Source organism: Pseudomonas tohonis (genome assembly GCF_012767755.2).
Taxonomy (GTDB): Bacteria; Pseudomonadota; Gammaproteobacteria; order Pseudomonadales; family Pseudomonadaceae; genus Metapseudomonas; species Metapseudomonas tohonis.
In genome coordinates this window covers 2,954,147-2,973,644 of the sequence record NZ_AP023189.1, presented here as the reverse complement: position 1 = coordinate 2,973,644, position 19,498 = coordinate 2,954,147, and the positions used below count along the sequence as shown (strand labels likewise).

The 19,498-nt window shown below is 67.7% G+C and carries 20 protein-coding genes; 9 read left to right on the top strand and 11 right to left on the bottom strand.

Annotated elements, in window-relative coordinates:
• Positions 1 to 36: 36 nt before the first annotated feature.
• The 5 genes from ligD to HSX14_RS13695 all read right to left on the bottom strand — a co-directional run bounded on the left by ligD (position 37) and on the right by HSX14_RS13695 (position 4,497).
• Positions 37 to 2,598 (bottom strand): DNA ligase D, encoded by a 2,562-nt coding sequence (gene ligD, locus HSX14_RS13715; RefSeq protein WP_173174118.1) that lies wholly within the window; start codon positions 2,596 to 2,598, stop codon positions 37 to 39.
• A 27-nt stretch (positions 2,599 to 2,625) separates the two neighbouring features.
• Positions 2,626 to 3,525: a non-homologous end joining protein Ku gene (gene ku / locus HSX14_RS13710; RefSeq protein WP_173174120.1), complete on the bottom strand. Its 900-nt coding sequence runs from the start codon at positions 3,523 to 3,525 to the stop codon at positions 2,626 to 2,628.
• A 20-nt stretch (positions 3,526 to 3,545) separates the two neighbouring features.
• On the bottom strand, positions 3,546 to 3,788 hold the full coding sequence (locus HSX14_RS13705) for a hypothetical protein (protein ID WP_173174122.1): 243 nt from the start codon (positions 3,786 to 3,788) through the stop codon (positions 3,546 to 3,548).
• A 68-nt stretch (positions 3,789 to 3,856) separates the two neighbouring features.
• The gene (locus HSX14_RS13700; RefSeq protein WP_173174124.1) at positions 3,857 to 4,348 is read right to left on the bottom strand and encodes an MgtC/SapB family protein; all 492 of its coding nucleotides are present in this window, start codon (positions 4,346 to 4,348) and stop codon (positions 3,857 to 3,859) included.
• On the bottom strand, positions 4,345 to 4,497 hold the full coding sequence (locus HSX14_RS13695) for a PSPA7_2676 family Cys-rich small protein (RefSeq protein ID WP_173174125.1): 153 nt from the start codon (positions 4,495 to 4,497) through the stop codon (positions 4,345 to 4,347). The genes HSX14_RS13700 and HSX14_RS13695 overlap by 4 nt, the downstream gene beginning before the upstream one ends.
• 185 nt (positions 4,498 to 4,682) lie before the next feature.
• On the opposite strand from HSX14_RS13695, the gene HSX14_RS13690 reads away from it, so the two are divergent.
• Complete coding sequence (locus tag HSX14_RS13690) at positions 4,683 to 5,336, top strand: NAD(P)-dependent oxidoreductase (protein WP_173174127.1); 654 nt, start codon at positions 4,683 to 4,685, stop codon at positions 5,334 to 5,336.
• 9 nt (positions 5,337 to 5,345) lie between these two features.
• Here HSX14_RS13690 and katE read toward each other — a convergent pair whose 3' ends face one another.
• Both katE and HSX14_RS13680 read right to left on the bottom strand, forming a co-directional pair.
• Entirely contained in the window at positions 5,346 to 7,481 is a 2,136-nt protein-coding gene (gene katE, locus HSX14_RS13685; protein ID WP_173174129.1) for a catalase HPII, read from the bottom strand.
• Between the two features lie 136 nt (positions 7,482 to 7,617).
• Positions 7,618 to 7,800 (bottom strand): con-10 family general stress protein, encoded by a 183-nt coding sequence (locus tag HSX14_RS13680; RefSeq protein WP_173174131.1) that lies wholly within the window; start codon positions 7,798 to 7,800, stop codon positions 7,618 to 7,620.
• 380 nt (positions 7,801 to 8,180) lie between these two features.
• On the opposite strand from HSX14_RS13680, the gene HSX14_RS13675 reads away from it, so the two are divergent.
• Both HSX14_RS13675 and HSX14_RS13670 read left to right on the top strand, forming a co-directional pair.
• Positions 8,181 to 8,417, top strand: coding sequence for a hypothetical protein (locus tag HSX14_RS13675; RefSeq protein ID WP_173174133.1), 237 nt, complete (start codon positions 8,181 to 8,183; stop codon positions 8,415 to 8,417).
• Between the two features lie 17 nt (positions 8,418 to 8,434).
• The gene (locus HSX14_RS13670; protein ID WP_173174135.1) at positions 8,435 to 8,869 is read left to right on the top strand and encodes a hypothetical protein; all 435 of its coding nucleotides are present in this window, start codon (positions 8,435 to 8,437) and stop codon (positions 8,867 to 8,869) included.
• A 723-nt stretch (positions 8,870 to 9,592) separates the two neighbouring features.
• Here the strand turns inward: HSX14_RS13670 and HSX14_RS13665 are convergent.
• The gene (locus HSX14_RS13665; protein WP_173174137.1) at positions 9,593 to 12,061 is read right to left on the bottom strand and encodes a glycogen/starch/alpha-glucan phosphorylase; all 2,469 of its coding nucleotides are present in this window, start codon (positions 12,059 to 12,061) and stop codon (positions 9,593 to 9,595) included.
• Positions 12,062 to 12,131: 70 nt separating this feature from the next.
• Entirely contained in the window at positions 12,132 to 12,527 is a 396-nt protein-coding gene (locus HSX14_RS13660; RefSeq protein ID WP_173174139.1) for a DUF2513 domain-containing protein, read from the bottom strand.
• Between the two features lie 312 nt (positions 12,528 to 12,839).
• Here HSX14_RS13660 and HSX14_RS13655 point away from each other — a divergent pair, with 312 nt between their 5' ends.
• The 6 genes from HSX14_RS13655 to HSX14_RS13630 all read left to right on the top strand — a co-directional run bounded on the left by HSX14_RS13655 (position 12,840) and on the right by HSX14_RS13630 (position 16,170).
• Positions 12,840 to 13,217 carry a termination factor Rho gene (locus tag HSX14_RS13655; protein ID WP_173174141.1) on the top strand — a complete coding sequence of 126 codons (378 nt, stop codon included), beginning with the start codon at positions 12,840 to 12,842 and terminating at the stop codon, positions 13,215 to 13,217.
• Positions 13,218 to 13,242: 25 nt separating this feature from the next.
• On the top strand, positions 13,243 to 13,503 hold the full coding sequence (locus tag HSX14_RS13650; RefSeq protein ID WP_173174143.1) for a hypothetical protein: 261 nt from the start codon (positions 13,243 to 13,245) through the stop codon (positions 13,501 to 13,503).
• Positions 13,504 to 13,544: 41 nt separating this feature from the next.
• Positions 13,545 to 13,970 carry a hypothetical protein gene (locus HSX14_RS13645; protein WP_173174145.1) on the top strand — a complete coding sequence of 142 codons (426 nt, stop codon included), beginning with the start codon at positions 13,545 to 13,547 and terminating at the stop codon, positions 13,968 to 13,970.
• A gap of 33 nt (positions 13,971 to 14,003) precedes the next feature.
• Positions 14,004 to 15,113: a DUF3182 family protein gene (locus HSX14_RS13640; RefSeq protein WP_173174147.1), complete on the top strand. Its 1,110-nt coding sequence runs from the start codon at positions 14,004 to 14,006 to the stop codon at positions 15,111 to 15,113.
• The gene (locus tag HSX14_RS13635; RefSeq protein ID WP_173174149.1) at positions 15,100 to 15,870 is read left to right on the top strand and encodes an alpha/beta hydrolase family protein; all 771 of its coding nucleotides are present in this window, start codon (positions 15,100 to 15,102) and stop codon (positions 15,868 to 15,870) included. The genes HSX14_RS13640 and HSX14_RS13635 overlap by 14 nt, the downstream gene beginning before the upstream one ends.
• Before the next feature lie 78 nt (positions 15,871 to 15,948).
• Complete coding sequence (locus tag HSX14_RS13630; protein ID WP_173174151.1) at positions 15,949 to 16,170, top strand: DUF3203 family protein; 222 nt, start codon at positions 15,949 to 15,951, stop codon at positions 16,168 to 16,170.
• Here the strand turns inward: HSX14_RS13630 and HSX14_RS13625 are convergent.
• Both HSX14_RS13625 and HSX14_RS13620 read right to left on the bottom strand, forming a co-directional pair.
• Positions 16,157 to 17,512: a cation:proton antiporter gene (locus HSX14_RS13625; protein ID WP_173174153.1), complete on the bottom strand. Its 1,356-nt coding sequence runs from the start codon at positions 17,510 to 17,512 to the stop codon at positions 16,157 to 16,159. The two genes, HSX14_RS13630 and HSX14_RS13625, sit on opposite strands and share 14 nt — an antisense overlap.
• 358 nt (positions 17,513 to 17,870) lie before the next feature.
• On the bottom strand, positions 17,871 to 19,334 hold the full coding sequence (locus HSX14_RS13620; protein ID WP_173174155.1) for an outer membrane protein transport protein: 1,464 nt from the start codon (positions 19,332 to 19,334) through the stop codon (positions 17,871 to 17,873).
• Between the last annotated feature and the right edge of the window lie 164 nt (positions 19,335 to 19,498).

Here is a 19,498-nt window from a genome sequence, read left to right as displayed (position 1 = left end):
CGCGCCAGGCGGTTCAGGAAAATCCACCCAGCGGCGTCAGTCTTCGGGCTCGGCTTCCAGGCGGTCCCACATGGCGCGGGTGATGCGTTGACGGGCGAGGTAGTCGTGCCAGGGATCGCGCTCGAGGCCGTCGAGGCGTTGGCGCAGCGTGGCCAGGGTCCATTGCGCCGACCCCTTGAGGCGTTCCAGTTCATCGCGCTCGATGGGCACCGACACCGGCAGGCCCGGCCGCGCCCGAACCGAATAGGCGCAGACGGTGCTGGCACCACGCTGGTTGCGCAGGTAGTCGACGAAGATGCGCCCGACACGGTTCTTCGGCCCCATCTTGTCGACGAAGCGCTCCGGCAACTGGCGCGCGAGGAAGGAGGCGATGGCCTTGCCGAATCCCTTCACCTCGTCCCAGCCGGCATGCCGCGCCAACGGGACGATCAGGTGCATGCCCTTGCCGCCACTGGTCTTCAGCCAGGCCTGGAGGCCCAGTTCGTCGAGCACGGAAAGGGTCAGCCGCGTGGCCTCCTGCATGGTCTTCCAGGGCAGCTTCGGGTCCGGGTCCAGGTCCAGCACCAGGCGGTCCGGCCGTTCGATGCGGTCGCTGGTGGCCCCCCAGGTGTGCAGCTCGATGGCGCCCATCTGCACCGCGCCCACCAGGGCCTCCAGCGTGTCGATCTCCATCAGCCGCGCGTGCCCCGGGTCCAGCTCCGGGTCGAGGTGGCGGATATTGGGGATCGCCAGGCGCTCGGCGTGCTTCTGGAAGAACAGCTCGCCACCGACGCCCTCCGGCGCCCGCAGCAGCGACACCGGGCGCCCCTTCAGGTGCGGCAGCACCCACTCGGCGACATCCGCGTAGTACCGCGCCAGCTCCAGCTTCTGGGTGCCGCTCTGGTCATCGATGACCCGCTGCGGGTGGCTGATGGAGACCTTGGCCAGCGTCTGGCGCCCTCCCTCGCCGCCCTTCTCGGTGGCGGGCTCGGGCGCCTTTTTCGGCTTGGCCACGCTGCGTGGCTGCTCGCGGACGATCTGCTCCGCCGGCTTGTCGCTGCGCAAGGCGACGAACGCGGCCTGGCGCACGATGGCATCGCCCGTCCACTCGGCGAACTCCACCTCGGCCACCAGTTGCGGCTCCACCCAGTGCACGCCACGGCGCTGGGCCGCCGGCAGGGCCCTGGTCAGCGGGCTGTCATCCCGGGCGATGGCCTGCAGGCGGCCGTGGATGTCGGCCAGCCGCGCCTCGTCGAAGCCGGTGCCGACGCGCCCGGCATAGCGCAGCTCGTCACCACCCGGCTCGTCATGGACGGCCAGCAGCAAGGCGCCGAAACCGCTGCGGCTGCCCTTGGGTGCGGTGTAGCCGACGATCACGAACTCCTGGCGCCGGCGGCACTTGAGCTTGATCCAGTCCGGGCTGCGGGCCGAGCGATAGGGGCTTCCCGCGCGCTTGCCGATCACCCCTTCCAGGGACATGGAACAGGCACTCTCCAGGATCGATTCGTGGCTGGCGGAAAAGGCTTCGGAGAAGCGCAGCAGGCTGCGCCGCTGGCCCTTGAGCACCTTCTCCAGGGCGGCACGGCGCTCCTCCAGCGGCAGCTGGCGCTGGTCACGGCCATCGAGGAAGGGGGCATCGAACAGGTAATAGAGAATGCTGTGGCTGCGGCCGATATCGAAGGCGTTCTGCAGGCCCTGGAAGCTCGGCAGGCCGTCCTCGTCGAGCACCACCACCTCGCCATCCAGCCAGCTGTCGCCCAGCTCCAGCGCCGCCAGGTCGCGGGCCTGCAGGGGCAGGCGCGCGGTCCAGTCGTTGCCGTTGCGGGTGAACAGCCGCACCTCGCCGTCGCGGATGCGGGCGAGGATGCGATAGCCGTCGAACTTGATCTCGTAGTGCCAGTCACCCGCCGGCGGCGCATCCACCAGCGTCGCCAGTTGCGGCGCCAGGCTGTCGGGCATGCGCTCCTCGCTCGCCGCAGCCTTGCGTGCCTTGCCGCCAGCCTTCGCGGCGCGCCGGGTGGCACCCGGCCGGGCGACCGGTGCGTCGCTGCCGACATCGGCGCCGCTGAGCACGCTGGCCGGCTCGGCGGAAACGATGTCGTACTCCTCCGCCGGGCGCGCCACCTCGTCGTCCTGCTTGATCAGCAGCCACTGCTCCTTGTCGCCGCTGCCGCGCAGGCGGGTGCGCACCAGGCTCCAGTCGCCGCTGAGCTTCTCGCCCACCAGGGTGAACGTCAGCCGACCGGCCTCGTATGCGGCCCTGGGGTCGCCATGGGGCTGCCAGATGCCGCGATCCCAGACGATCACATCCCCCGCGCCGTACTGCCCGGCGGGAATGCTGCCCTCGAAATCGGCATAGCCCAGCGGGTGGTCCTCGACATGCACGGCCAGGCGCTTGTCCTTGGGGTCGAGGCTCGGGCCCTTGGGCACCGCCCAGCTCTTCAGGGTGCCGTCCAGCTCGAGGCGGAAGTCGTAGTGCAGGTGGCGGGCGTCATGCTTCTGGATCACGAAGCCGAGGGCGCCGGCCTTGTTGCGCCCACGGGGCCGAGCCTCTTCGCGAGGTTCGGAGGTGATGTCGAAATTGCGCTTGCGGTTGTAGTCGCTGGAACGGCGGGCCATGGCGGACACCTCGGCGTGGATGCGGACTCAACCGGCCTTGGCCTTGGTCCGCGTGGGCTTGTCTCGGGTCTTGCGCGCCGGCTTGGCAGCGCCCTTGGCCGCCTTGGCCTCGGGCTTGGCGGCGGGCCTGCCGCCTGGCTTGCCGCCCAGGCTGCGCTTGAGCAGGTCGGTGAGGTCGATGACGTCGGCACTGCGCCGCTCCTCCTCGCCGGCCGCCGCTTCCACCGCCTCGATGCGGCCCTGGCTGGCCTTGCGCTCCACCAGTTCCATGATGCGGTCGGTGAAGGTGTCCACGTACTCCTCCGGCTGCCAGTCCGCGCTCATGTCCTTGATCAGCCGCTTGGCCATGTCCAGTTCGGCCTTGGCCAGCTTCGCCTCGGTCACCGCAGTGCCCAGCTCCAAGCTCTCCAGGCCGCGCACCTCGGCGGGCCAGCGCAGCATCACCAGCACCAGGGCCGACTCCAGCGGCATCAGCGCCGCCAGGTGCTGGCGGGTGTGCAGCACCACGTTGGCCAGGGCCACCTTGCCGGTGCCCGCGAGCGCCTCGCGCAGCAAGGCGTAGACCTTCTCGCCACGCTTAACCGGCGCCAGGTAATAGGGGGTGTCGATGTTCTGCAGGGGAATGGCGGCGCTGTCGACGAAGGCGAAGATATCGATGGTCTGGGTCGCTTCCGGGTGGGCGGCGCGGATCTCCTCCTCGCTGAGCACCACGTAGCGGCCCTTCTCCAGCTCCACGCCCTTGACGATGTCGTCCTTGGTCACTTCCTTGCCGGTGCGCTTGTTGATCCGCTTGTAGCCCACCGGGTCCATGTTGCGCTTGTCCAGCCAATCGAAGTCCACCCCCTGGGACGACGTGGCCGAAACCAGCCCCACGGGGATATGCACCAGGCCGAAACTGATGGCGCCCTTCCAGATCGCACGTGCCATGGGTCACCTCGCGGGCGCGGTCAGAGCGCCACGCCGTCGCTGTAGATCACGCTGCCTTCCACGGTGATGTCGCGGATCTGCCGCAGCATGTTATCGGCGGCGGTCTCCGCCTCGTTCTCGCACACGCAGCCCGGTGCCACCACCCAGAGCACCCGCACCCCGGCGCCCTCGCGCTTGGGCTGGTACTCGATCAGGCCGACGTAGCTCTGCCCTTCCTTCATGGCATCGGTCCACGCGGTGCAGTGCTTGAAGTCTCTGAACATGGCGAAAAACTCCTTGTTGCTGGCTGCCACACAAGGTTCTGAGTCGCGAGGATGGAAAAGAGTTTCGCCTATCGCCTGTAGCGACGTTCCAGACGCGACACCAGGTGCGGAACCAGGTTGAGGATCACCAGCGCCACCAGGGTCGCCAGCACCGCCGTGGCTTCACGCCCGAGGCCCACCGTGACGCCGATGGCCGTGGTCAGCCAGAGGCCGGCGGCGGTGGTCAGGCCCTTCACCTCGGCCAGGCTGTCGCGCTTGAGGATGGTGCCGGCACAGAGGAAGCCGATGCCGGCGACGATGCCCTGGATCACCCGGCTGAGGGCATCGGATTCGGCCCCCGCCATCTGCGGCGCCAGGACGAAGAGCGCGGCGCCCAGCGCCACCAGCATGTGGGTGCGGATGCCGGCGGCCTTGCCATGCTGCTCGCGCTCGAACCCGAGCAGGCCGCCCAGCAGCGCGGCCAGCAACACGCGCAGGGTCACGCGGGTCGCCTGGGTCGGGTCGTCGAGGTCGGAGAACTCGTTGGCCAGCGTCGCCAGCACCTGGTCCCACCAGGTCACGACCCACCGCGCTCCAGCACGGCGTTGGCGGGCGAGTAGCGGCAGGCACCGCAACGTGCGCAGACCTGGCACAGCAAGTCTTCCTTGCCGATGTGCACCGAGGTGCTGGGCGACCAGGAACAACCACCGATCAGACAGAAGAGAGTCATGTCACCTCCACCGGCAGGGTGCCGTATGAAACCGGACTCATCTTTTTCGACGGGGCGGACCCTCGAAAGGTTTGCTCTTTTTTGAAGCCAGGCCACGGGGCACGGCGCTCGGGGCGATTGGCTGAACCAATGCAGCGGTGGCCGGGGTCTAGATGCAACGCCCCGCAACCCACCGAGGAATCCTGATGAAGAACCTCGAAACACCCGCCTGCAAGGTCGCCCTGTTCGGCGCGCTCGGCAGCCTGGGTAGCGCACTGATGGTCGAGGCCCTGAGCCGTCAGTGGGAAATGATGGCGCTGCTCGACGACCTCAACGCCATCCCCTCGCGGCCCGGCATCCGCGCCAAGCCCGGCGATCCGTTCGACGCCCTCGGCGTCAGCCACGCGGTGGCGGGGATGGACCTGGTGCTGTGCAACCTGTGCAGCCAGCCCCTGCTCGCCGCACGCCGCAATGGCCCCGGTTTCGATGTGGAATTCAGCGCCATCACCGCCCTGCTCGACGGCCTGGCCGTAGCCGGCGTCAGGCGCCTGCTGGTGATCGCCGACTTCCACTGGCTGGACGAGGAATCGGGCCACCCCGCCGAGCCCGGCGAGCAGTTGCAGCGACGCCTGGTGGACAGCGACATCGACTGGACCCTGGTGGACGCACCCGGCATCGGTGGCGACGACCTCTTCGGCCTGGACGACTTCCTCAAGCCCGCGCACAGCAACGAGCCGGACGCCGTGAGCGCCCTGCGCCGCTTCGCCGCTGCGGTACTGGATGAAGCCCGCCTGGCTGCACACGTGCGCCAGCGCGTGCACGTCCAGGTGGAACACGAGGCGACTCGCGCCGCCCCGTGATGGCCGGCGCTAGGCCGGCACCGCCTTGGCCTTGGGCTCGCGTGCCCAGACCCGGTGCCGGGCGATGGCGTCGAAGAGCGGCTTGACCACGTCCTTGGCGGTCGCGCCGCTGATCAGCCCCTCGTCGGCCTCCAGGTAGAGCTGGCTGGCCAGGTCGCCCGCCGCGCCGCACAGGGCGATGGCCTTGAGGTGCTTGTACGCTTCCAGCACGTAGTGCAGCGCATCGCCGTCCTTGCCCAGGGTCTTCGCCGCGCTGTCGCCGGCGGGCACGAACACCGCGTCGAAGGCGATGGAAGGCAGCCCGGCGATGGTGGCGTCGGGAACCAGTTGCCTGCCCTCGGCGGTGTTCACCGGCGCCGAGCTGGGCGCCAGCAGCTTGGCACTGGCACCGGCCTTGGCCAGCTCGCCCTGGAGGAACTCGACGTCACTGCCCTGCACGCCGTTGGCGATCAGGATCGCCACCTTGCGCGACTTGATGTTGCCCGGCAGCAGGTTCATCTGGCTCAACGCGGGCGAGGCCTTCAACGTGCCTTCCGGCACCTGCACCGTGGGCGCCTGGGGCGGCGTCAGGCCGAGGTTCTCCGCCACCTGCCGGGCCAGGTCGAGGTCGATGTTGGCGAGGATCTCGTGCACCTGGCGCTCGCGGATGTGCACCCGCTCGACCTTGCCGAGCTCGAAGCTGTAGGCGGCGACCACATGGCCTTTCTCCGTCTCGCTTAGGCTGTTGTAGAACAGCCGGGCCTGGGAGAAGTGATCGGCGAAGGAGTCGGCGCGCTTGCGCAGCTTGGTGCCCGACAGCGGCTCGGGGTAGCTGCTGAACCCCCCATGGCGCGGCGCCGGCGGCGTCTCCTTCGGCCAGCCGCCATCGATGGAGTTGGGCTCGTAGGCGGCTCGCCCCTTGTTCACCGTCTGCCGGTGCTGGGCGTCGCGCTGGTTGTTGTGGAACGGGCACAGCGGGCGGTTGATGGGCAGCTCGTTGAAGTTCGGCCCGCCGAGGCGTGAGAGCTGCGTGTCGGTGTAGGAGAACAGCCGCCCCTGCAGCAGCGGGTCGTTGCTGAAGTCGATGCCGGGCACCAGGTGGCCGGGGTGGAAGGCCGCCTGCTCGGTCTCGGCGAAGAAGTTGTCCGGGTTGCGGTTGAGCACCATGCGCCCCACCTTGCGCACCGGCACCAGCTCCTCGGGCACCAGCTTGGTGGGGTCGAGCAGGTCGAAGTCGAACTTGTGCTCGTCCTCCTCGGGGATCACCTGCAGGCCCAGCTCCCATTCCGGGTAGTCGCCCTTCTCGATGTCTTCCCAGAGCGTGCGACGCTGGAAATCCGGGTCCTTGCCGGCGAGCTTCTGCGCCTCGTCCCAGACCAGCGAATAGACGCCCGACAGCGGCCGCCAGTGGAACTTGACGAAGACGCTGCGCCCTTCGGCGTTGACCAGGCGGAAGGTGTGCACGCCGAAGCCCTGCATGCCGCGATAGGCCACCGGGATGGCGCGGTCGGACATGGTCCAGAGCACCATGTGCGCGGACTCGGGCACCAGGGAGACGAAGTCCCAGAAGGTGTCGTGGGCGGAGGCGCCGGTGGGGATCTCGTTGTGCGGCTCGGGCTTCACCGCATGGACGAAGTCGGGGAACTTGATGGCGTCCTGGATGAAGAACACCGGCATGTTGTTGCCCACCAGATCGAAATTGCCCTCATCGGTGTAGAACTTCACCGCGAAGCCGCGCACGTCGCGCACCGTATCGGCGGAGCCACGCGGGCCCTGCACGGTGGAGAAGCGCACGAACACCGGGGTCTTCTTCCCCGGCTCGTTGAGGAAATCGGCCTTGGTCAGCTCGGCCAGCGGCTCGTAGACCTGGAAGTAGCCGTGGGCCGCCGCGCCGCGCGCATGGACGATGCGCTCGGGAATGCGTTCGTGGTCGAAGTGGGTGATCTTCTCGCGCAGGATGAAATCTTCCAGCAGCGAGGGCCCGCGTTCGCCGGCCTTCAGGCTGTTCTGGTTGTCGGCGATGCGCGTGCCGGTGTTGGTGGTCAGCGCCTCGTCGGTGGCGTCCTCGCGGAACTCGTCAAGCTGCTCGAGCTTGCGGTTGCTGTTCTCACGGTCGGGGGTGTCGGTACCGGCGAGCTGGCTGCCGGTGTTCTTCTCGGTGGGCATGGGGGTTGTCTCCTGGCGGCATGCGGCGCCCATTCAGGCGCCCAATCCGGCAACGCGTTGCGCGTGCCCGGTGAATCACGGCGTGGTGCAGCAGGGTGGGGAGCGGCGGCCGCATGCCGCCGCCCCCCGTTTGGCGTCAGTCACTGCTGCTGTTGCTATTGCTGTGGCTGCGCTGTCCTCCCTTGCGGCCGGCCGCGGAGGCGCGCGCCGGATCGTTCCTGAAATTGCCGCCACTTACATGTCCGCCCTTCTTGCCGGCTTCGGATGCGCGTTGCGGGTCTTCTGCGAAGTTGCCTTTGCCACCTCGGTGTTGAGCCATTGCACAAGTCCTCTCTGGTCATTGATCTGACGTTGTCGTGGAGCAGACGCCAATCCGGCGCCTACTAGGTCTGAGGGCACCGCTGCGCAGAGGTTCTATCTATTTGCGCCTCGCAGCCCCGGGGCGCGCGGCCACGATTGAGCGGCTCAATGGCAGGCCAAGAGCGGCCGATAGGCGTGCGCAATCACCGGCGCCGCCGCCAATTAACCGCCAGGCTTTTTTTCACCCGCGCAAGCCGATGTAAACAGGGGCGATTCCCGGCCGTACCGGTCGCTGGGCCGTTGGCCAGCATTTACGCCCGGACCTGGGGGTTTAAGGTTGGGAAGCAACGTCACAGCGCAGGGAAGCCTTCATTCACTCAGCGATACGAGGTGGCTGCCGTGCCCAGCAATCCGCCCAGTGCCCGGGAAATCGAAGCCCGCTTCAACCAGCGCCTGCAGCCGATCCACCATGGCCGCTGCGTGATCGAAGCGGACGGCACCCTGACCATCCGCCTGCGGGACGGCGACCGCCAGCTGACGGTGGTGGGCATCACGCGTGAAACCTATGCCGACCGCGAGGCTCTATTCGAACTGGGGCCCACGCTGCTCGAAGAGTGGCAGGCCCTCAGGCCATGACCCGACGGAGCACCGCCATGAATCCAGCCGCCCCGGAACCGAGCAACTCCCCACTCCCCGAGGACGCCCGCCACTTTCTCCGCGACGTCGAGGCGGCCCTGGTCGACCAGGCCTTGCCGCTGTTCGAGGAAGCGGCGCGCCACGCCCGCCGTGGCGGCATCGAAGTGACCGTGGAGATGGACAGCAGCGACCCGCTGCAACCCCAGCTGCGCCTCGCCGCGAGCAACCCGGGGACGCGCACCAGCAGTTACCGGATCATCGCCGATGTGGGCAACCGGGGCGTGGTGCACGAAGAGTTCTACGCCTGCAACGACGAGACCCGCACCCTCCCCGCCCAACTGGCCTCGATCAACGAAACGGTGATCGACACCCGCCTCGCCGCCTTCTTCCTCAAGGGCTTCGCCCTGCCCCTGGACTACGTCACCGAACGCCGCCAGGCGGGGTTCTGGTAGGGGGCTTCGGACGGTGGACGGATGAAGCGTTGGCGGCGCTGTGCGCCGCTTGGCGACTGAAGTCGCCCCTACAGGCAACCCCGCCCGAGGCGTGACCGCTGCGTAGGGTGGAGGTCGCTTTTCACCTCCACCGGCGGTGCCTGTTTTGCGAACGCCCATGAGTCCTGTTTCGCGATGAATTGGCTCTGTCTGCGCTAAGTGTTGCTAGAAGATTTTTGGCCAAGCCGATTGCCGAGTTTTGCTGATGGTTTCTGTTTCGCCTTGCCGGGCGAGTCCCTTTTCCAATCGCTGGAACGCCAGCCCGGTGAAAAGGAACCAAAAAACTTGCCCCTGCATACGGGTCTGGCTTCGCCAGACTTCCCTCGCTCCATCCTCGTTTCAGGGGCACGCCGCGAAGGGCCATCCCTGGCCCATCGAGGCTCTCGCGACATCCATGTCGCTCAACCCCTGAAACGACGATTGCGCTCGGCCTCCTGAAAGGGGCGTTTGGCGACTGCTCCAACGCGGTGCTCAATACTTCACATTGATATGCGCATCACTACCGCGGCTGGCGGCTTCGTAGGATGGCGTAGAGCGAAGCGAAACCCATACGGTGGGCGCGACAGGGAGTGATGAATGTCCCGAAAAACACCGTGCTTGAGGCTTCGCATCAAGCCCTCAACAGCTCACAAAGACAGAGCCAATGAATTCGCTCCTACGGAACCGCCCTCCCCTTGTTCCGGGTCAATCCCGGTTGGTGGGCACCTTCCAGATGTCGACGGCGTATTCGCCGATGGTGCGGTCGGAGGAGAACCAGCCGGCGCGGGCGGTGTTGAGCACCGCGGACTTCCACCATTGCGCGGGCTTCTGCCAGGCGGCGTCGACGCGGCGCTGGGCGTGCCAGTAGGCGTCGAAGTCGGCGCAGACCATGAAGCGGTCGTCCCGCACCAGCTGCTCCACCAGTGCTTCGTAGCGCTGCGGGTCGTCCGGCGAGAAGACGCCGCGCCGCACCGCCTCCAGGGCGCCGGCCAGGCGTTCGGACCCGGCCACCACCGCGCTCATGTCCAGCTCGCCGGCGCGCTTGCGCTGCTCCACCTGCGCAGCGGTCATGCCGAAGATGAACATGTGCTCGGCACCGATCAGCTGGCTCATCTCGACGTTGGCGCCATCCAGGGTGCCGATGGTCAGCGCGCCGTTGAGGGCGAACTTCATGTTGCTGGTGCCGGAGGCTTCCAGGCCGGCGGTGGAGATCTGCTCGGAGAGGTCCGCCGCCGGGATGATCACCTCCGCCAGGCTGACGTTGTAGTTGGGGATGAACACCACCTTGAGCAGCCCGCGCACGGTCGGGTCGGCGTTGATGGTGCGGGCGATGTCGTTGGCCAGCTTGATGATCAGCTTGGCCTGGTGGTAGCTGGCCGCGGCCTTGCCGGCGAAGATCTTCACCCGGGGCACCCAGTCGGTGGTCGGCTCGTTGCGTATGGCCTGGTACAGCGCCACGGTGTGCAGCAGATTGAGCAACTGGCGCTTGTATTCGTGGATGCGCTTGACCTGCACGTCGAAGATCGCCTCGGTGTCGAGGTGGATGCCCAGGCGCTCCTGCACCAGGCTCGCCAGGGCGCGCTTGCTGTGCTGGCGGTGGGCGGCGAACTGTTTGCGGAAGCCGGCCTTGTCGGCGTGCGGTTCGAGATCGCGAAGGCGCTCCTCCGGGGCATCCAGCAGGTTCTCGCCGAGGGCGTCGACCAGGGAGCCGGTGAGCAGCGGGTTCACCTGGTAGAGCCAGCGGCGGAAGGTCACGCCGTTGGTCTTGTTGCTGATGCGCTGCGGGTAGAGCCGGTGCAGGTCGCGGAACACCGTTTCGCGCATCAGGTCGGTGTGCAGCGCCGAGACGCCGTTGATGCTGTGCGAACCGAGGAAGGCCAGGTTGCCCATGCGCACGCGGCGGCCGTGGTCCTCTTCGATCAGCGACACCGAGCGCAGCAGGTCGAAGTCGTGGATGTCCTGCGCCCTGAGCGAGTCGATGTGGTAGGCGTTGATCAGGTAGATGATCTGCATGTGCCGCGGCAGCAGGCGCTCCATCAGCGATACCGGCCAGGACTCCAGGGCCTCCGGCAGCAGCGTGTGGTTGGTGTAGGACAGCGTCGCCACGGTCATGCCCCAGGCTTCGTTCCAGTCGATGCGGTAGACGTCGACCAGCTGGCGCATCAGCTCGGCCACGGCGATGGCCGGGTGGGTGTCGTTGAGCTGGATGGCGGCCTTGTCCGGCAGCGAGCGGATGTCGCCATGGGCGGCCATGTGGCGGTGCAGCAGGTCCTGCAGCGAGGCGGAAACGAAGAAGTACTCCTGGCGCAGGCGCAGTTCCTGGCCGGCCTCGGTGCTGTCGGCCGGGTACAGCACGCGCGAGATGCTCTCGGCGCGCACCACGTCGGCCACGGCGCCGAAGTGGTCACCGGCGTTGAAGCGCTCCAGCTGCAGGTCTTCCATGGCGCGGGCACGCCACAGCCGCAGCGTGTTGACGCTGGAACCGCGCCACCCCACTACGGGGGTGTCGTAGGCGATGGCGCGCAGCGTTTCGTTGGGCTCCCAGGTGAGCCGCGGCATCTCGCCGCCGTCATCCTCGGTGCGCACGCTGCCGCCGAAGCCGATGTTGTAGCTGACCTCGGGGCGCTCGAACTCCCAGGGGTTGCCGAAGTCCAGCCAGGTCTCGGTGTGCTCCTGCTGCCAGCCATCGCTGACCACCTGCTTGAACAGGCCGTGCTCGTAACGGATGCCGTAGCCGTGGGCGGCGAGGCCGAGGGTCGCCATGCTTTCCATGAAGCACGCGGCCAGGCGACCGAGGCCGCCGTTGCCGAGGGCTGCATCGGGCTCGACCTGGCGGATGGTCTCCAGGTCCACGTCCAGTTCGGCAAGCGCCGCACGGGCGGTCTCCAGCAGGCCGAGGTTGCTCAGGCAATCCACCAGCAGGCGGCCGATGAGGAACTCCAGGGACAGGTAGTACACGCGCTTGTGCTGCTTGCGGTCGACCTGTGCCTCGGTCTCTTCCCAGTTGTCCACCAGGTGGTCGCGCGCGGCCAGGGCGACGGCCTCGAACCAGTCATGGCTGTAGGCATTGCGCGGGTCCTTGCCCACGGCGTACTTGAGCTTGGCGAGGATGTTCTGCTTGAACGCCTCGACCGGGGTCGGGCCGGACGTTGCGCTGGTTTGCTCGGTGGACATGTGCTGCTCCTTGCCCGGTGGTTTGGATGGCGGGCGTGGCACGAGCGGTGTGCCCGGCGCCCCGCGCCCTTCAGCTGAACTGGGCGTCGTTCTGCGCCAGGCGCAGCTGGCGCGCCGCGTCTCCCACGGCGGGTGGGATGGCGGTGGAGCGCAGGGTCTCCAGGCTCACGCCGCCCATGCGCTGCTCGATGAACTGCCGCTTGGCGCGCCAGGCGGCTTCATCGCGGATGAGGTCGAGCAGGTCGTGCCCGGCGAGGGTGAGCCCCTTGGCGATCATCACCGGATCACCGTTCCAGGGGTGATGCGGCGTGCACTCGGCCAGCCCCGCCTGGCACATCAGGTGCAGGTTGTGGCTGACCATCTCCAGCCCGTGGCCGGCGAGCGGCTGCGGGTGGAAGTGCTGGCCATGGCCGAGCGCCTCGATCTCCAGCAGCAATGCGCGGATCAGCTCCCAATCTCTTTTCATGTCACCTCGTCCTTCTGCCCAGTCTGCTGATCGGATACGGGAAAGCGGCCTGCGCCGGAACCCGGAGCGACCCGCGCAAGGGGCGTGCAGGCGCACGCCGGGGCCGCGATTTCCTCATAGGGAGTGAGTCCGCCGGAAGGCGCCGGGAGTTCAACCTAATCGTGCATTACGCACGCCGCACCGCGACCGCCGGTCATGCCCGGGGGGCAAAAAACCTGAACTCTGCCCCGTACCGCCATTCAGAAATCCTGAGGGCTCCGCAGCGGCGCACCGCCGGCGGGGCGAGACGAACGCGATGCAAGGAGGTTTCCCATGCCACGCGGAAGCAAAGACAAATACACCGAAGAACAGAAGCGCAAGGCCGCCCATATCGAGGCGAGCTACGAGCAGAAGGGTATCTCCCATGGCGAAGCCGAAGCGCGGGCCTGGGCCACGGTGAACAAGCAGTCGGGCGGCGGCGAGAAGGCCGGCGGCTCGGGCCGCAGCACCTCCTCGGCGAGCAAGGCGGCGGCGCGCAAATCCTCGGCACGCCAGGCGGTGGCGACCAAGCACGGGGCGCCGCGCCCCGGCACCCGCCTGGAGGATGCCAGCAAGGCGGACCTGATGATCCGCGCCCGGGCGAAGAAGATTCCCGGCCGTTCCAGCATGCGCAAGGACGAGCTGGTGAAAGCGCTGAAACAGGCATCCTGACACCACTCGCCACGAGGAGAATCCCATGGCCGAACCCTCCAGCCTGCAACGCCTGGTCGCCATCGGTGGCGGCCTCCTGCTCATCCGCAAGGGTGTCGCCACCCGTGGTCTGCTCGGGCTCGCCGACATCCTGGTCGGCGCCGCCGCCCTCTACCGTGGCATCGCCCCTGCCCGCCCACGCGCCAGCGTGCATCAGCTGCACCCCCTGCCGGTGGTCGAGCGTGTGCCTCCGGGCAGGCAACTGGTCAGCCCGGCGAGCCTGGTGAAGACCCCCTTCCAGCAGTAGCCGTACAGATGGCGCGCCGACGGTGCGCGAGGAGCGACGCGATGACCCTCAGGATCCCCTTGCTGCTGGCCGGCTGCCTGGCCTCGTCCCTGGCGCTGGCCGATGCCTGCCAGGTGCAGACCCGACCGGCCAGCACCCAGGTCCCGGGCGTCGAAGCCCAGACCTGCTACGAGTACCCGGGCATGCCGGCCGGCTCGGTGGACTGGTCCTGCAGCAACGAGAGCAAGGACATGCTGCAGAGCGAAAAACACAAGGTGGCCAGTTGCAAGAGCGGCTGGTTCGGCCGCTGCACCGGAGCCCTGACCCAGGAGGCCCTGGCCAACCCCGGCTCCAGCGGCGAGGAAGGCAGCGACCCGGTGAACATCCCCGCCGACGCCAAGGTGGTCACCTACCACTACCAGGCCCGTGACCCCGCGCAGGTGAAGATCGATTGCGAGAACGGTGGCGGTACCTGGCAGACGCCCTGACCTGCCCCTCTCGCCCCTCATGAGGAGCCATCCATGCCAGATGCCCCATCGGACCGCCAGGGCGTCGCCCTGCTTGATGTGCGCCATAACGCTCCCGAGCACGAGCGCCGTACCCACCAATGGCTCGGCGAGCGCATCGCCGCCCTGCTCGGCACGCCCTTCCTCGGCCTGCACCGGGAGGGCGACGCCCGGGCGCACTACTTCATCCCCAACGACACCCTGATCGGCCGCAGCACGGCGCGCGAGCTGGGCATCCGCTCTGACGCCGACTTCTTCGGCGGCCTGGTCGCCGAGCCCTTCATGGCCACCAAGGCCATCACCCATCCCCTGCCCGGCCCGGCCGCCCATGCGCCGCCGGGCTGGGCGGAAGGCTTCTCCCACCTCGCCGGGCGCGCCGTGCTCGGCGGCTACAGCGCCTTCAACATCGACGACGCCATGCAGGCCGGTATCCGCCTGCTGCTGAGCGGGCCGCTGCGGGTCAAGCCGGTGCGCGCCACAGCCGGGCGCGGCCAGTGCCGGGTGACCGACGACGAGCAGTTGCGCGAGGCCATCGCCACCCAGGACCTCGACGAGATCGCCACCTGGGGCCTGGTGCTGGAGGAGCAGCTCGAGGACGTCGTCACCTACAGCGTCGGCCAGGTGCAACTGGCCGGGATCACCGCCAGCTACTTCGGCACCCAGTCGCAGACCGAGGACAACGCCGGCACCTGCGTCTACGGCGGCTCCGAGCTGGTGGTGGCACGCGGCGGCTGGCAGGACCTGCTGAGCCTCGCCGGCAACGAGCCGGTGCGCCTGGCCATCGAGCAGGCGCGGGCCTACGAGCAGGCGGCCCAGGCCTGCTTCCCGGGCTTCATCGCCTCGCGACGCAACTACGACATCGCCCAGGGCATCAATGCACGCGGCCAGTTGCGCTCGGGCGTGCTGGAGCAATCCTGGCGCATCGGCGGTGCCAGCGCGGCGGAGGTGCTGGCCATCGAGGCCTTCGCCGCCGACCCGGCGCTGACCCGCATCCGCACCGCGACGGTCGAGCGCTACGGCGACTTCGAAGTGCCCGGCGGCGCGGCACTGCTCTATCGGGGGCACGACGCCGAGGTCGGGCCCATCGTCAAATTCGCACGGGTGGAACCTTATGGCGACGCGTAGTGAGAGCGTGGATATCCAGGTGGGCAACGAGCAGATCGCCGGGACCTTCCTGACCCCGGCGGCAAAGGTGCCGGGCATCCTCTTCGTCCACGGCTGGGGCGGCAGCCAGCAACGCGACCTGGCACGCGCCAAGGGCATCGCCGGCCTGGGTTGCGTCTGCCTGACCTTCGACCTGCGCGGCCACGAGAAGACCGAGGTGCAGAAGAAGACGGTGACCCGCGAGGACAACCTCGCCGACCTCGTCGCCGCCTACGACCTGCTGGCCAGCCACCCGGCCACCGACACCTCGGCCATCGCGGTGATCGGCAGCAGCTACGGCGGCTACCTGGCCACCCTCCTCAGCACCCTGCGCGCGGTGCGCTGGCTGGCCCTGCGGGTGCCGGCCCTGTACTGGGACGAAGAGTGGCAGCGTCCCAAGGACGCCCTCGACCGCCAGCGCCTGGCGAGCTACCGGCTCACCGCCGTGCGCCCCTCGGAGAACCGGGCCCTGGCCGCCTGCGCGGCATTCGAAGGGGATGTGCTGATCGTCGAGTCCGAGCACGACGACTACGTGCCGCACCCGACCATCATGAGCTACCGCTCGGCCTTCGAAAGGGCGCACTCGCTGACCCACCGCATCCTCGATGGCGCCGACCACGCGCTCAGCAGCGACCGCAGCCAAAAGGCCTACACCAGCCTGCTGACGAGCTGGGTGGCGGAAATGGTCATCGGCGAGCGGGTGGGCGACTTTCCCCACCACTCGGCCTTCTATTCCTGAGCCTGCGGTCGCCCCGCCTGAACCTTTGCGGGCGGCCGCGCTTCTACCGAGCGAGCCCAGCCACACGAGGACACCGACATGCCCGTGACCATCGACCTGGATGGCGGCACCTGCGCCATCGAACTGGACGGCAACCACAGTGAAATGCCGATCCGCGACATCGTCATCACCACCGACGCCGACCTGCGCGCCTCGGTGATCCATTGCCCGGCCGGCAACGCACTGATCAGCGAGGACGAGGCGCAGGTGCTGGTGGGCGCCGGCGCCAAGGACGACCGCCGCAACCTCATCGCCGATTGAGCCTTGCCCCCGCCCTGCGCTGCCGGGCCTCGTAGAGGTCCAGCAGCGGCTGGGTGCTGAGCCCGTGGAGCAGCAGGCTGCAGGCCACCACGGTGAGGCTGATGCCCATGGCCTCGCGCGCCGCCGCGCCTTCCACGCCGTGATCGAGGGCGAAGCACAGGTAGTAGAGACTGCCGATGCCGCGCACGCCGAACCAGCCCACCAGCAGGCGCTGCCAGCGATCCAGGCCCGTGCGCGGCAACAGGAGCCAGCAGGCCAGCGGTCGCACCAGGCAGAACAGCGCCAGGGCCAGCCACACGCCGCGCCAGTCCCAGCAGGCGCTGAGGGTGGCGCCCAGAATCATCGCCAGCACCACCTCCAGCGCCCGTTCGAGCAATCCGCCAAAGGAGAGGATGTCGACGATCAGGGTGCCGACGGCGATCTTGCGGTGCTCGCGGCGATCCTCGCCGTATTCGATGCTCACCGGCAGGCCGTCGTCGGACAGCCCGGCCTTGAGCACCGTGCCCTCCTCCGCCGGCACCTCGGAGCCACCGCTGGAGCGGATCTCGGCATGGCGCAGGCCGACCCCGGCGGCGAAGGCGGCGAGAAAGCCCCAGGCCTCCAGCAGCTCCGCCCCGACATAGGACAGGGACACCAGGGCCATGCCCAGGAAGACGTTGGCGGAGATCGCCGTATCGACACTGCGCACCCGCGCGCTGATGGCCAGGCGACCCACCCGGTTGCCGAGGAAGAAGCCCAGCGCCAGCGCCACGGGCACGGCCCAGGCGAAGGACAGCAACGCCCATTCCCAGGGCCCGTCCTGCCGCAGGCCCAGCAGCACCAATGCGCCGACCACGAAGGAAAACGCCATGCCGTCGTTCAGCCCCGCCTCGCCGGACAGGCTGAAGCGCAGGGCGTCATCGTCACGGGCGTGGTTGACCTGCACCAGGTTGGCCAGCACCGGGTCGGTGGGCGACAGGATCGCGGCGTACAGCAGCGCCGCCCCCAGGCCGAACCCCAGCCACTGGTGGCCGATCCAGGTGGCCAGGGCGATGGTCAGCATCAGCACCGGCCCGGCCAGGACCCAGGCCTTGATCCAGCTCGGATGGCGCAAGGGCAGGCGCAGCTTGAGGCCGCCGATGAACAGGGAGATCAGCACGGCGACTTCGGTGAGGTGCTCGAGCCATGGGGCGATGTCGATGAAGTCGTCCCGCCACAGGTTCAGCCCCAGGGGCCCGATGGCCAGCCCGCAGGCGAGATAGAGCAAGGAGGAGGTGACCGGCAGCCAGCGCAGGTAGGCCGAGGCCAGCGCCAGGATCAGCAGCAGCACGCCGAGCACTGCCATCCACAGCAGGAAGCTCATGGTCGCCGGCCCATTCGTCTCATTCCCCGTCCCCTGTTCGGTCGCCTCTTTATCCAGAGGGCCGGATGGGCCAAGGGTTCAGACTTTGCGGCGCGAGGGTTCCGGCACGGGCGACAGCCCTGCCCGGCGGAAAGAGAATGGCCGCTGATTCCTTCCGGCGGCCGACGTAAAAAGGGGGCAGGCCCACCCGTGGTGAGGACACGAGCCCGGACCCGCCCCAACTTCCCCACCTGCTCTGATCGGCCCGATGCCCCGGGAACCGGGTGACGATCGAGGACACAGGTGGGGAATTTCCAGCCTTGCAGGCTATTGAAAAACCGACTGCGTTGCCGCTGGGGCGTCGTTTTTCAACGGCCGGTTAGAACATGTAGGTGGCCGAGACGCTGAAGATCTGCCCCTTGGATTCCACCTTGCCGTCGATACGGCCACCACCCAGTCGGTCCTGGTTCTGGGTGCGCAGGCGACCTTCGTCGACGAACTGGCGGGAATAGGCCACATCCACGCTCAGGTTCGGGTCGGAGGCGAAGCGGTAGCTGCCGCCGAGGGAGACGAAGGTGCGGTCGCCATCGGGGATGCGCGCATCGCGGGTGGAGTTGCGGGTCGGCGTCTGGTCGAGCGCCACCCCTGCACGCAGGGTCAACTGGTCGTTGAAGCGATAGTCACCGCCCACCGAGTACATCCAGGTGTCCTTGTAGTTGTAGGGGATGTCGACGATCAGGTTGCCGTGGGAGGTCAGCTTCAGGGACTCGAAGGACGACCACTCGGTCCAGGTCACGCTGGCGCCCAGGCTGAAGCTGTCGTTGAAGTCATGCACCCAGTCCAGGGTGGCCATGGCCGGGATGTCCATGCGCGATTCGGCATGGTCGCCATTGGGATTCAACACCAGGCCCGGATAGACGAGGGCAAGAGCGTCCGGGTTCATCAGGCCGATGGAGTCGAAGGGAGCCATGCCGGTGGCATCGTTGAAATGCCAGTTGTAGTCACCATCCAGCTCATTCTTGATCTTGGCGTGATAGGCAAGGCCCAGGGTGTCCCGCGCGGTCGGCTTCCAGGCCACGCTGGCGAACCAGCCGGGCGAAATGTTATCGACCTTGACCCGCATCGTCGCCTTCGACGCACCTGCCGGCACACCGTTCAATGGCGAGTTGGGCGCAGCGCCGGCAGCGGCCAGCAGGTCGACGTTCTGCCCGACGAAGCCTTGGGTGCGCTGGATCACCACGCCCCCGCCCACGGCCCACTGATCATCGATCTTGAACGACAACGAACCTGCCAAGGCTGCGGTCTCGATCTTGGTATCAAGGGCGAAGTCCTTGCCGACGAAGTTCTTGTCCCAGGTGCTGCGCATGCCCATGGGTACGACCTGCGCGAGGCCGAAAGCGAAACGATCACCGACCGGGATCACCAGGAACTGCGTAGGCAGCCACTTGCTGAAGCCACCGTTGCCCCCATCGCCCAATGCCCGAGCGTTGGGGCCGTTGACATCGTTCACGTCGTCGTATTCGACGCGCGGATTGCCTTGGTAGTCATAGGCCTGCCCTTTGAACTTCATGTCGATATCGGCATAGATCGCCGACACCTGGCCGATGGGCCGCTCGATGAAGGCCATGGCGGCCGGGTTGTTGAAAGCGGCGCTGGGGTCGTTCTTCCACACCGAACCGCCGGCGAAGGCGCGGCCCCAACCGGGCGTGCCATAGGTGGGTACGGCAAAGGCACCGGCTTCGGCTTGCTGGGCACCGATCACGGCACCGAGGATGGCCAGGCTCAGCAAACTGCGTTTGCACGTGAAATTGAATAAAGAGGGGCGCTTCGAATACGTCTTCATGACAACTCCTTGCTTATTATAATTTTCTGCCTCACGGGGCGCATCCTGCACAACTAATAGTTCAGGAAATCAAACTTCCTCACTAATGGCTCGAAACGTTTCTTACTTGCCGAATGTGCTGAACCCATATCGCGACAGTATTCCAATCAGAATGAAAGCGGCCT

What these genes read in the sequence shown, in the direction of transcription:
- ligD (WP_173174118.1), bottom strand. Translation starts at nt 2,598, where the DNA reads ATGGCCCGCCGTTCCAGCGACTACAACCGCAAGCGCAATTTCGACATC.
- ku (WP_173174120.1), bottom strand. Translation starts at nt 3,525, where the DNA reads ATGGCACGTGCGATCTGGAAGGGCGCCATCAGTTTCGGCCTGGTGCAT.
- HSX14_RS13705 (WP_173174122.1), bottom strand. Translation starts at nt 3,788, where the DNA reads ATGTTCAGAGACTTCAAGCACTGCACCGCGTGGACCGATGCCATGAAG.
- HSX14_RS13695 (WP_173174125.1), bottom strand. Translation starts at nt 4,497, where the DNA reads ATGACTCTCTTCTGTCTGATCGGTGGTTGTTCCTGGTCGCCCAGCACC.
- HSX14_RS13690 (WP_173174127.1), top strand. Translation starts at nt 4,683, where the DNA reads ATGAAGAACCTCGAAACACCCGCCTGCAAGGTCGCCCTGTTCGGCGCG.
- katE (WP_173174129.1), bottom strand. Translation starts at nt 7,481, where the DNA reads ATGCCCACCGAGAAGAACACCGGCAGCCAGCTCGCCGGTACCGACACC.
- HSX14_RS13680 (WP_173174131.1), bottom strand. Translation starts at nt 7,800, where the DNA reads ATGGCTCAACACCGAGGTGGCAAAGGCAACTTCGCAGAAGACCCGCAA.
- HSX14_RS13670 (WP_173174135.1), top strand. Translation starts at nt 8,435, where the DNA reads ATGAATCCAGCCGCCCCGGAACCGAGCAACTCCCCACTCCCCGAGGAC.
- HSX14_RS13665 (WP_173174137.1), bottom strand. Translation starts at nt 12,061, where the DNA reads ATGTCCACCGAGCAAACCAGCGCAACGTCCGGCCCGACCCCGGTCGAG.
- HSX14_RS13660 (WP_173174139.1), bottom strand. Translation starts at nt 12,527, where the DNA reads ATGAAAAGAGATTGGGAGCTGATCCGCGCATTGCTGCTGGAGATCGAG.
- HSX14_RS13655 (WP_173174141.1), top strand. Translation starts at nt 12,840, where the DNA reads ATGCCACGCGGAAGCAAAGACAAATACACCGAAGAACAGAAGCGCAAG.
- HSX14_RS13650 (WP_173174143.1), top strand. Translation starts at nt 13,243, where the DNA reads ATGGCCGAACCCTCCAGCCTGCAACGCCTGGTCGCCATCGGTGGCGGC.
- HSX14_RS13645 (WP_173174145.1), top strand. Translation starts at nt 13,545, where the DNA reads ATGACCCTCAGGATCCCCTTGCTGCTGGCCGGCTGCCTGGCCTCGTCC.
- HSX14_RS13640 (WP_173174147.1), top strand. Translation starts at nt 14,004, where the DNA reads ATGCCAGATGCCCCATCGGACCGCCAGGGCGTCGCCCTGCTTGATGTG.
- HSX14_RS13635 (WP_173174149.1), top strand. Translation starts at nt 15,100, where the DNA reads ATGGCGACGCGTAGTGAGAGCGTGGATATCCAGGTGGGCAACGAGCAG.
- HSX14_RS13630 (WP_173174151.1), top strand. Translation starts at nt 15,949, where the DNA reads ATGCCCGTGACCATCGACCTGGATGGCGGCACCTGCGCCATCGAACTG.
- HSX14_RS13625 (WP_173174153.1), bottom strand. Translation starts at nt 17,512, where the DNA reads ATGAGCTTCCTGCTGTGGATGGCAGTGCTCGGCGTGCTGCTGCTGATC.
- HSX14_RS13620 (WP_173174155.1), bottom strand. Translation starts at nt 19,334, where the DNA reads ATGAAGACGTATTCGAAGCGCCCCTCTTTATTCAATTTCACGTGCAAA.